This window comes from Microbacterium xerophyticum (assembly GCF_053543555.1).
Map to the genome: position 1 here is coordinate 127,075 of NZ_JBLVOB010000006.1, position 10,188 is coordinate 137,262.

General features: G+C 67.1%; 10 protein-coding genes and 1 other RNA gene. 9 read left to right on the top strand and 2 right to left on the bottom strand.

The genetic code is table 11. The annotated features are described in order from the left end of the window. The 7 genes from ACNPNP_RS07175 to ACNPNP_RS07205 all read left to right on the top strand — a co-directional run. Window positions 1-733 (top strand): regulatory protein RecX (locus tag ACNPNP_RS07175; RefSeq protein ID WP_448965368.1); only part of this gene is annotated, 733 nt, incomplete at its 5' end. A gap of 32 nt (window positions 734-765) precedes the next feature. After that, window positions 766-2,316 (top strand): tRNA (N6-isopentenyl adenosine(37)-C2)-methylthiotransferase MiaB, encoded by a 1,551-nt coding sequence (gene miaB / locus ACNPNP_RS07180; protein WP_448965369.1) that lies wholly within the window; start codon window positions 766-768, stop codon window positions 2,314-2,316. A gap of 61 nt (window positions 2,317-2,377) precedes the next feature. Then, on the top strand, window positions 2,378-3,277 hold the full coding sequence (gene miaA, locus ACNPNP_RS07185) for a tRNA (adenosine(37)-N6)-dimethylallyltransferase MiaA (RefSeq protein WP_448965370.1): 900 nt from the start codon (window positions 2,378-2,380) through the stop codon (window positions 3,275-3,277). A 32-nt stretch (window positions 3,278-3,309) separates the two neighbouring features. Beyond that, window positions 3,310-3,837, top strand: a complete 528-nt coding sequence (locus ACNPNP_RS07190; RefSeq protein ID WP_448965371.1) for a dihydrofolate reductase family protein — start codon at window positions 3,310-3,312, stop codon at window positions 3,835-3,837. Window positions 3,838-3,863: 26 nt separating this feature from the next. Beyond that, entirely contained in the window at window positions 3,864-4,325 is a 462-nt protein-coding gene (locus ACNPNP_RS07195) for a GNAT family acetyltransferase (protein ID WP_448965372.1), read from the top strand. A 28-nt stretch (window positions 4,326-4,353) separates the two neighbouring features. After that, window positions 4,354-5,226 carry a diaminopimelate epimerase gene (dapF, locus tag ACNPNP_RS07200; RefSeq protein ID WP_448965373.1) on the top strand — a complete coding sequence of 291 codons (873 nt, stop codon included), beginning with the start codon at window positions 4,354-4,356 and terminating at the stop codon, window positions 5,224-5,226. Window positions 5,227-5,306: 80 nt separating this feature from the next. Then, window positions 5,307-6,689, top strand: coding sequence for an LLM class flavin-dependent oxidoreductase (locus ACNPNP_RS07205; protein ID WP_448965374.1), 1,383 nt, complete (start codon window positions 5,307-5,309; stop codon window positions 6,687-6,689). A 65-nt stretch (window positions 6,690-6,754) separates the two neighbouring features. Here the strand turns inward: ACNPNP_RS07205 and ACNPNP_RS07210 are convergent, their stop codons facing one another. After that, complete coding sequence (locus ACNPNP_RS07210; protein WP_448965375.1) at window positions 6,755-7,396, bottom strand: class I SAM-dependent methyltransferase; 642 nt, start codon at window positions 7,394-7,396, stop codon at window positions 6,755-6,757. Window positions 7,397-7,455: 59 nt separating this feature from the next. On the opposite strand from ACNPNP_RS07210, the gene hflX reads away from it, so the two are divergent. Continuing rightward, window positions 7,456-8,961, top strand: coding sequence for a GTPase HflX (gene hflX / locus ACNPNP_RS07215; RefSeq protein ID WP_448965376.1), 1,506 nt, complete (start codon window positions 7,456-7,458; stop codon window positions 8,959-8,961). A 10-nt stretch (window positions 8,962-8,971) separates the two neighbouring features. Here hflX and ACNPNP_RS07220 read toward each other — a convergent pair whose 3' ends face one another. Next, entirely contained in the window at window positions 8,972-9,637 is a 666-nt protein-coding gene (locus tag ACNPNP_RS07220) for an SIMPL domain-containing protein (protein ID WP_448965377.1), read from the bottom strand. A gap of 150 nt (window positions 9,638-9,787) precedes the next feature. Here ACNPNP_RS07220 and ssrA point away from each other — a divergent pair. After that, window positions 9,788-10,157: a transfer-messenger RNA gene (gene ssrA, locus ACNPNP_RS07225) on the top strand. Window positions 10,158-10,188 lie beyond the last annotated feature (31 nt).

Here is a 10,188-nt window from a genome sequence, read left to right on the forward strand (position 1 = left end):
TCACGGGGGCGAGGCGCGCCGCGCCCCCGTGATCCCCCTCTTCGGTGGGAAGCTCGTTCCGGCTTCGGCGCTGCCGGCGACGCGCGGGGAGGAATCGCCGCGACGACGCGACATGACGACGGTCGACGCGGGCAATCGCCGCGAGACGGATCGTGATCGCGATGAGGCAGTGTCCGATCGGCCGTCATCTGACCCATCGTCACCCGACCCGTCGTCACCCGACCCGGATCAGGTTCGCACCGCCGGCGAGGAGTCTCTCGTGCGCAAGCTGCGAGCGCGGTCGTTGTCGATCTCCGAGGCGCGTCAGGTTCTGCGCGGCCACGATCTCACTCAATCGCAGATCGACGATGTGATCGACGACTTCTGCCGTCGCGGATACCTCGATGACTCGATCCTCGCTGAGCAACTGGTGATCTCCGGGATCGAGCGCAAAGGCCAGGGTCGCGTCGCGCTCTCACGGGCCCTGGCGCAGCGGGGCATTCCGCGAGACGTCATCGACATGGCACTCGGCGACCTGCCTGACGACGACGCCGAACGTGCGCTGGAATTCGCCCGGACCAAGGCGCGTTCGATGGCACGGCTCGAATACGACACCGCACTGCGCCGTCTGACCGGACAACTCGCACGTCGGGGCTACGGAGGGTCAGTGGCGATGAGCGCGGCGCGGACCGCGCTGAGCGAGGCGACCCTCGGAAAGGCGACCAGCGGGGTGCGGTTCGTCGACTCGGAGTGACCCTGCCGGATCGCTCGTAGAATGGGTTCACCATGACTATCCTGAGCAGCGAACCGACGATCATCCAGGCCTCGTCGGCGGCCGTCGACGCCGACGGACGTCAACGGACCTATGAGGTGCGCACCTTCGGGTGCCAGATGACCGGCCACGACTCCGAGCGACTGTCCGGCTCCCTGGAGAGCGCCGGATACGTGCGCGCCGAGGCCGCCACGGAGGCGGACGTCGTCATCATCAACACCTGTGCCGTGCGCGACAACGCCGCGGGCAAGCTCTACGGCACGCTCGGGCACCTGGCCTCGATCAAGCGCCGCAAGGAGGGCATGCAGATCGCCGTCGGAGGCTGCCTCGCGCAGATGGACAAGGACGCCGTACTCGACAAGGCACCGTGGGTCGATGTCGTGTTCGGCACGCACAACATGGGCTCGCTGCCGGGGCTGCTCGAACGTGCGCGCCACAACGGTGACGCCGAGCTCGAGATCCTCGAGTCCCTCGAAGTGTTCCCCTCCACGCTGCCGACCAAGCGCGACTCCGCGCACAGTGGCTGGGTGTCGATCTCGGTCGGCTGCAACAACACCTGCACCTTCTGCATCGTCCCGAGCCTGCGAGGCAAGGAGAAGGACCGTCGTCCCGGTGACATCCTGAACGAGATCCGGCTGCTCGTGGAGGACGGCGCGATCGAGGTCACCCTGCTCGGTCAGAACGTCAACTCCTATGGCGTCGAGTTCGGCGACAGGCAGGCCTTCAGCAAGCTGCTGCGCGCGGCGGGCGAGATCAACGGCCTCGAGCGCATCCGATTCACCAGCCCGCATCCCGCCGCCTTCACCGATGACGTCATCGACGCCATGGCGGAGACGCCGTCGGTCATGCCGCAGCTGCACATGCCCCTGCAGTCCGGCAGCGATCGCGTGCTCAAGGCGATGCGCCGCTCGTACCGCAGCTCGAAGTTCCTCGGCATCCTCGATCGTGTGCGCGAACGGATGCCCAGCGCCGCGATCTCCACCGACATCATCGTCGGATTCCCCGGCGAGACCGACGAGGACTTCGAAGACACCATGCGGGTCGTCGAACAGGCGCGATTCGCCAACGCCTTCACATTCCAGTACTCGATCCGCGAGGGCACTCCCGCGGCGACGATGGAGGACCAGGTGCCGAAGGAAGTGGTGCAGGAGCGCTACAACCGGCTCCTCGCACTTCAGGAGCGCATCTCGCTCGAGGAGAACCAGAAGCAGGTCGGCCGCGAGGTCGAGGTGCTGGTCTCCGTCGGCGAAGGCAAGAAGGACGCCGAGACCCACCGCCTCACTGGCCGAGCCGAAGACAACCGACTCGTGCACTTCGAGGTCACCGAGGGTTCCGACATCCCGCGCCCTGGCGACGTCGTGACCGTGAAGATCACGCACGGCGCGCCGTTCCACCTGCTCGCCGACGACCCGAGCGGTGCGCCGCTGCGCATCCGGCGCACGCGCGGCGGAGATGCCTGGGATCGCGCACAGGCCGAGTCCTGCGGCGTCCCGGCGCCGGCAGGGGACACCGGTGCGCCGCGTGCGGTGTCGCTCGGCCTGCCCACACTTCGCGCCGGTGTCTGACTCGCCGAGACCCCGGGTTCCGGCCGAGACCTCGGGTTTCGGCGAAGCGGCGAGGAGAGTCGTGAATCGCCTGTGGGCGGTCGTCGGTGCGACGGGAACCGGCAAGAGCGACCTGGCGCTGAACCTCGCAGAACAGCTGCGCGACCGCGGCAATCCCGCCGAGATCGTGAATGCCGACGCGATGCAGCTGTATCGGGGCATGGACATCGGCACGGCCAAACTCCCCGTCGCAGAACGGCGCGGTATCCCTCATCATCTCTTCGACGTGCGTGATGTGCGCGACGAGGCTGCCGTCGCCTGGTACCAGCCACTCGCGCGCGCCGCGATCGAGGACATCCACTCCCGCGGAGGCGATGCGATCCTGGTGGGCGGCTCCGGGCTGTACGTCTCCAGCGTGATCTTCGATTTCCGCTTCCCGCCCCGGGACGCCGACCTCCGTGCACGTCTCGAGCACGACCTGGAACAGCACGGTGCCGCTGCGCTGTTCGCGCGTCTCGAGGCGGCGGACCCCGCGACTGCTGCACGCATCGACAGGAAGAACGGGCGCCGTGTCGTGCGCGCGCTGGAGGTGCTGGAACAGGGGGAGAAGACCCACGGAGCGGCTCTGCCGGAGGCGCCTGAGCTCTGGCATCGCGCCACTCGCATCCTCGCCCTCGGGGCCGAGCGATCCGAGCTGGTCGAGCGCCTCGACAGGCGCGTCGAGAGGATGTGGGCGGACGGGATGCTGGACGAGGTCCGGTATCTGCGGCGGCAGGGACTGGAGGAGGGCACGACAGCCCGTCGCGCGATCGGCTACGCGCAGGCGCTCGCGCAAGTGAAGGGGGAGCTGACCGAGGACGAGGCCATCGCAGCGACGCAGTCGCTCACCCGACGCTACGCGCGCCGTCAGGTGTCGTGGTTCAAACGCTATCCGGAGCTCACCTGGCTCTCTCCCGGAGACGACCTCGAACACCTGCTCTGACGAATGTCGGTGCCCGCCTTCATGATGGAGTCATGAGCACGCACTACTTCACCGCATCCAGCCTCGACGGTTTCATCGCGACGCAGGAGCACTCACTCGACTGGCTGCTCAGGCAAGACATCGATGCCGACGGGCCGATGGCCTATCAGCAGTTCGAGAAGACGATCGGCGCCCTGGCGATGGGGGCGTCGACGTATGAATGGGTGCTCGAGCACGAACAGGGTCGATGGGGATACACCCAGCCGACCTGGGTCTTCACGCATCGTGAGCTGGCGGTTCCCGACGGCGCTGACGTCACTCTCACCCGCGACCCGATCTCCGAAGTGCACGCCGCGATGACCGCGGCCGCCGGCGGCAGAGACCTCTGGGTGGTCGGCGGGGGCGATCTCGCCGGACAGTTCGCCGACGCGGGGCTCCTCGACGAGGTCTGGGTGCAGTTCGCGCCCGTCACTCTGGGCTCTGGCGCACCGCTGCTTCCGCGAACGCTCGATCTCGAGCTCCTCGAGGTGGCGCGCAACCGCGACTTCATGTGCGGGCGGTATCGCGTGATTCGTGGCTGACCGCTCTGTTCGCTAGCCTCGATCGGGTGAACGGGAGCAGCACGGTCTGGCAGATTCGCACATTCGAGCGGCGTGACACGGACGCGGTCGTGGCGTTATGGCGCGAAGCCGGGCTCACGCGAGCGTGGAATGACCCTTATCAGGACATCGAACGCAAACTGAAGGTCCAGCCGGAGCTGTTCCTGGTGGCCGAGGCTCCCGGCGCGCACGACAGCCTGTCTCGCATCGTGGGCGCCTTGATGGCCGGTTACGACGGCCATCGCGGATGGCTCTACTACCTGGCATCCGCGTCCGAACTCCGCGGATCTGGGATCGGCCGTGGCCTGGTTGCTGAGGCGGAACGGCTCCTGGTCGAGATGGGCTGCCCGAAGGTGCAGCTGATGGTTCGAACCGACAACGACGCCGCACTTGGGTTCTACGATCGACTCGGCTATGAGCGCTTCGACGTCTTGAACACCGGCAAGCGCCTCATCCTCGACGAGCAATAGGGGCGTCGATCCTCTCTAGACTGGAGTCATGGTCGCATTCACCAAAGGGCACGGCACCGGCAACGACTTCGTCATCATCGCCGACCCCGACGGCGAGCTGGACCTCACACCCGAGCAGGTCGCCGTCCTGTGCGACCGGCACTTCGGGATCGGCGCAGACGGCATCCTCCGTGTCGTGCGCTCCGCCGCGATCCCGGAGGGCGCGGCAGCGCTCGCTGAGGAGCCCGCTGCCGAGTGGTTCATGGACTATCGCAACGCCGACGGATCGATCGCCGAGATGTGCGGCAACGGCATTCGTGTCTTCGCCCACTACCTCGTCGGCGCCGGTCTCGCCGTGATCGAGCCGGGCACGACGCTGCCGATCGGCACTCGTGCGGGCGTGCGGGACGTCACGCGCAGCGGTACCGGATATCAGGTCGATCTCGGCCGCTGGCGGCTGTCCGGAGACGACCCCCTCGCGAAAGCCCGCGGCCTCGACGTCGCGCGTCCTGGCCTCGGAATCGACGTGGGCAACCCGCACGTCGTGGTCGCCCTCGCCTCCGAAGAAGAACTCGCCGGACTCGAGCTCGAGTACATCCCCGAACTCGAGCCTCAGCTGCCGGGCGGCGCGAACGTGGAGTTCGTCGTGCCCGGAGAGCCTCTCGTGCGCGACGGCATCGGGCACGTCAGGATGCGCGTGTTCGAACGGGGAGTGGGCGAGACCCTGAGCTGTGGCACCGGTGTCGCGGCCGCCGCACTCGCCGTGCGCTACTGGGCGGGGGAGCGCGCGCCGCACAACTGGAACGTCGAGGTACCCGGAGGCACGCTCGGCGTGCGGATGTTCCCTGCTGAGGACGGCGAGCACGTCGCGCTGTCCGGGCCGGCGCAACTCGTCTACAGCGGCACCATCGACCTCGTCTGAGTCCATATCCCGCCGACGAATGAGTCGTCGGATGACGCCCGACGTACCGTCGGCGCGCACCGTGGCGCACGATGGTGCACATGAGCAAGCAGATCCGCTTCAACGCCTTCGACATGAACTGCGTCGCGCACCAGTCCTCGGGAATGTGGCGGCATCCACTCGATCAGTCCGCGCGCTACAAGGAGCTCGGCTACTGGACCGACTTGGCACGATTGCTGGAGCAGGGGCACTTCGACGGCCTCTTCATCGCGGATGTGCTGGGCACGTACGACGTCTACGGCGGCTCGAACGAGGCCGCCATCCGCCACGGTGCGCAGGTGCCGGTCAACGACCCCGTCCTCCTCGTCAGCGCCATGGCCGCGGTGACCGAGCACCTGGGATTCGGCGTGACGGCGGGCACCGCGTACGAGCATCCGTACCCGTTCGCGCGCCGGATGTCGACCCTCGATCATCTGACCGGCGGACGCGTGGGGTGGAACGTCGTGACCGGTTATCTGCCCTCCGCCGCCCGCAACATGGGTCATGACGATCAGCTCGAGCACGACCAGCGCTACGACGTGGCCGACGAGTATCTCGAGGTCACCTACAAGCTGTGGGAGGGGTCCTGGGAGGACGACGCGGTCATCCGCGACCGCGAGAGCGGGGTGTTCACCGACCCGTCGAAGGTGCATGAGATCGGACATCGCGGCGAGCACTTCACGGTCCCCGGCATCCACATCTCCGAGCCGTCGCCGCAGCGCACGCCCGTCATCTATCAGGCCGGCGCCTCGCCACGGGGCATCGCCTTCGCCGCGGGGAACGCCGAGGCGATCTTCGTCGCCGCACCGACCAAGACGGTGCTCGCGGGCACGGTGAAGCGCATCCGCGACGCGCTCGAGGAGGCAGGGCGAGACCGCTACTCAGCCAAGATCTACACGCTGCTGACGATCATCACCGACGAGACCAGCGAGAAGGCGCACGCCAAGCATGAGGACTACCTCCAGTACGCGAGCGATGAGGGCGCGCTGGTGTTCATGTCCGGGTGGATGGGCATCGATCTGTCGCAGTACGACCTCGACGAGCCGATCGGCAACGTCAAGAGCAATGCGATCCAATCGACCGTCGCGAACTTCCAGCAGGCCGGCGAGGACGGCAAGGAGTGGAAGGTCCGGGACATCGCGCGACTCGGCAACATCGGGGGACTGGGACCGCGCGTGGTCGGTTCGCCATCGGAGGTCGCCGACTTCCTTCAGGAGTGGGTCGAGGAGACCGACGTCGACGGTTTCAACCTCGCGTACGCCATCACACCCGGCACCTTCGAGGACATCGTCGAGTTCATCGTGCCGGAACTCCAGCGTCGCGGTGTGTACCAGACCGAGTACGTGCAGGGGACCCTGCGCCACAAGCTGCACGGACGGGGCGACCGCCTCCCTGACGAGCACCGCGGTGCGGGTTACAGCCTGCGCCGCACCGCCACGGTCTGAACGCACCTGGTCGGCATGCGCCGGGTCGGCACGCACCCGGTCGTGGCACGCGCCGGGTCGCCCCCTCAGGCGAGTGAGATCGGCTCCGTGGGCGGGTTGCCGTGCCTGCGGATCTTGAGGATGCGGTAGCCCTTGCCCGTCGCGGTGCGGAAGACGCTGTAGCCGGGGTGGAAGGTCGCGCCGAGCCATCGCTGGAGGGAATCCGCGCCGAGATTGCGCTGCACGACGAGCCATGCGTCGCTGCGCTCGTCGAGACGCGGGATCCACTTCTCGAGCATGTCGTGCAGCACGTTCTTGCCCACCCGGATCGGCGGATTGGAGCGGATCGTGCGGAACACGACGTCGTCGGGAACATCGTCGGGCAGTACGGCGTTGATATTGGTGATGCCGAGAGCTTCGGCATTCCTGCGAACGAGGTCGAGTGCGCGCTCATTCACGTCGACCGCCCACACCGTCGCATGCGGAGAGGCGAGCGCCATGGTGATGCTGATGGGCCCCCACCCGCATCCGAGGTCGAGGAAGTTCCCGCTCGGCGGCAGCGGGGGCATGCTGGCGAAGAGCACTGCGGTGCCGGCATCGACGCGGTCAGGACTGAAGACGCCACCGGCGGTGGTCACTTCGAGTTCACGGCCCGCGAGCGTCACTCGAATGCGTCGCAGGTTCTCCGCACTTGCCGGGGCCGCAGTGAAGTAGTGATCAGACCCCATACGGCGAGCGTACCGGACAGCGGGGTTAAGCTTAAGGCGTCGGACACAGAAGGCAGAGGATGACGAAAGCCACAGACGAGACACTCAACGACGAGACGCTGGATCGCGTGCTTGCAAGTGCACAGACGCGCACCAAGGCCCGAGTGTTCGGCGCCGCGCAGGCGCTGCAGGATTCCTCGACAGCCGCGTACTCCGATCGCGACGGCGACCAGTGGGATCTGGAGGATCGTCACGCGCTGCGTCGCGTCGTGGGTCTCTCGACCGAGCTCGAGGACGTCACAGAGGTCGAGTACCGGCAGCTGCGGCTCGAGAACGTCGTGCTCGTCGGCGTGTATCCCCAGGGTGCCCAGACGGATGCCGAGAATTCCCTGCGCGAGCTCGCGGCCCTCGCAGAGACCGCCGGCGCCGTGGTGCTCGACGCGGTGCTGCAGCGTCGACCGAACCCCGATCCGGCCACCTACCTCGGTCGGGGCAAGGCGCAGGAGCTCAAGGACCTCGTCGCCGCGACCGGTGCGGACACCGTGATCGCCGACACCGAACTCGCACCGAGCCAGCGGCGTGCACTGGAGGACGTGGTGAAGGTGAAGGTCATCGACCGCACCACCGTGATCCTGGACATCTTCAGCCAGCACGCCAAGAGTCGTGAGGGCAAGGCCCAGGTCGAGCTCGCACAGCTCGAGTACCTGCTGCCTCGCCTGCGCGGTTGGGGCGATTCCATGAGCCGACAGGCCGGTGGGCAGGTGGGCGCCGGCGGTGCAGGAATGGGATCACGCGGTCCCGGTGAGACGAAGATCGAGCTGGATCGGCGTCGCATCCGCACCAAGATGGCGCTTCTGCGTCGGCAGATCCGCGACTTCGGGCCTGCACGCGAAGCCAAGCGCGCCGAGCGCAAGCGCAACACGATTCCGTCCGTGGCGATCACCGGATACACCAACGCCGGCAAATCGAGCCTCCTCAACGCGCTGACCAGCGCCGGAGTGCTGGTGGAGAACGCCCTGTTCGCGACCCTGGACGCCACGGTGCGCCGCACGGAGACCGCGGACGGCCGCGTGTACACATTCACCGACACCGTAGGTTTCGTGCGAAATCTGCCCCACCAGCTGGTCGAGGCGTTCCGCTCCACGCTGGAGGAGGTCGGCGAGGCGGACATCGTGCTGCACGTCGTCGACGGATCGCACCCCGACCCGGCTGGGCAGCTGCAGACCGTCCGCGACGTGATGGGTGACGTCGGCGCGCGCGATCTTCCCGAGATCGTGGTCTTCAACAAGGCCGACCTGATCTCGGACGACGACAGACTGGTGCTGCAGGGTCTCGAGCCCCGCGCGCACTTCGTGTCCTCGCGTTCCGGCGAGGGCATCGAAGAGTTGCGGGCGGCGATCGACGAGGCGCTCCCGAAGCCCGCAGTGGAGGTGCACGCACTCGTACCGTACGATCGCGGCGATCTGGTCGCCGCGATCCACGAGACGGGGATGCTGCTTTCTGCGGAGCACGGTGAGAAGGGGACGGACGTCCGTGCCCACGTGTCAGAGCGGCTCGCGGCGGAACTGGCGCCGTTCGCCGTGTGAGCCTCGACGGTCAGTGCGCGCTGAAGCGTGCCTCGACCGTCGCCGAGACGACGATCTCGTCCGGCTCGTATTCCATCGTCGGCGCGGAATCGGCCATGGCGAAGGCAGCACCGCGGGCCTTGAGCATCTGAGGCGCGCCGGGAGCCTGTCCCTGCGAGATGAGCCCGACGTCGGCGATCTCCAAAGGGGTGACCTCCGTGAGCCCCAGCGCGCCGGCGTAGGCCTCGGCGCGGGCGACGGCGACGCCGACTGCCGAGGAGGCGACCTCGCGTTCGACACGGGCGCGCGTCTCGGGCGTGAGAGCCCACTCGACGGAGCCCACCTCGACGCCGTCCCACGCCGACACGTCGGACACCCATGCGGACAGTTCGGTCGGATCGGTGAAGGTCGCGCTGAAGTCGATGCTCGCGTGATGCACGAGCGCCAGGCGCTTGCCCTCGTTGTTCCACGGGCGCTCCGCGCTCACTGCGAGTCGCTTGCTGGTCCACTCGACGACGGTGCCGGCATCATTGCGTTCGCCGATGGTGGTCCGCACCGGCTCGGACAGATGCATCACCTGGTCGATGACCGACGTGCGATCGGATCCCTCGGTGCGCACCGTGACGTGGATGGTGGCGCGCTCCGGCGTGAGGCGTGACTCGTTCTCGCCGCGGACCGTGATGATGACATCGCTCATGAGAGCGACTCTACGCCAGGGCCGACATCCCCACCCGGCGTCGGAATAGCATGCGGCGCGAATCCGTTGTATCCTGTGATGCTCGGGTGATTCGTCAGCCGAGGTGATAAATCCACAGAGTGACAGTGGTTCCTTCGAGAGAAGACACACGGGGCTGATCGGTTTCGACAGTGCTTGTGAATTCACGTGAAGCGGGCCGAGGATGCAGGGTTATCTCGTGAACGCCCCCTGCAAAACAATAGTTGCCGAAACAAAGCGCAACGACTTCGCCCTCGCTGCATAAGCGAGCCCGATAGTCCGTCAGACCGTATGTGATTCCGATACGGATCCTGGCGTCATCTAGGAATCTTGCTGTGTGACGGCGTCTGGACGTCACACGGGACTCTTTCCAGGCTGGGCTCGTCGACTTAGGTGTCTGTGACAAAGGTCGGAGCCGAGTAGAACGTCTGCACAGACTGCGCCCGGAGAAGCCGTGGATACTCAGCGTTGGACGGGGGTTCGATTCCCCCCAGCTCCACGACCGCTGTCACAGGAGAAGCCCCCCCCACCGT

What these genes read in the sequence shown, in the direction of transcription:
- ACNPNP_RS07205 (WP_448965374.1), top strand. Translation starts at nt 5,307, where the DNA reads ATGAGCAAGCAGATCCGCTTCAACGCCTTCGACATGAACTGCGTCGCG.
- ACNPNP_RS07210 (WP_448965375.1), bottom strand. Translation starts at nt 7,396, where the DNA reads ATGGGGTCTGATCACTACTTCACTGCGGCCCCGGCAAGTGCGGAGAAC.
- hflX (WP_448965376.1), top strand. Translation starts at nt 7,456, where the DNA reads ATGACGAAAGCCACAGACGAGACACTCAACGACGAGACGCTGGATCGC.
- ACNPNP_RS07220 (WP_448965377.1), bottom strand. Translation starts at nt 9,637, where the DNA reads ATGAGCGATGTCATCATCACGGTCCGCGGCGAGAACGAGTCACGCCTC.
- ACNPNP_RS07190 (WP_448965371.1), top strand. Translation starts at nt 3,310, where the DNA reads ATGAGCACGCACTACTTCACCGCATCCAGCCTCGACGGTTTCATCGCG.
- miaB (WP_448965369.1), top strand. Translation starts at nt 766, where the DNA reads ATGACTATCCTGAGCAGCGAACCGACGATCATCCAGGCCTCGTCGGCG.
- dapF (WP_448965373.1), top strand. Translation starts at nt 4,354, where the DNA reads ATGGTCGCATTCACCAAAGGGCACGGCACCGGCAACGACTTCGTCATC.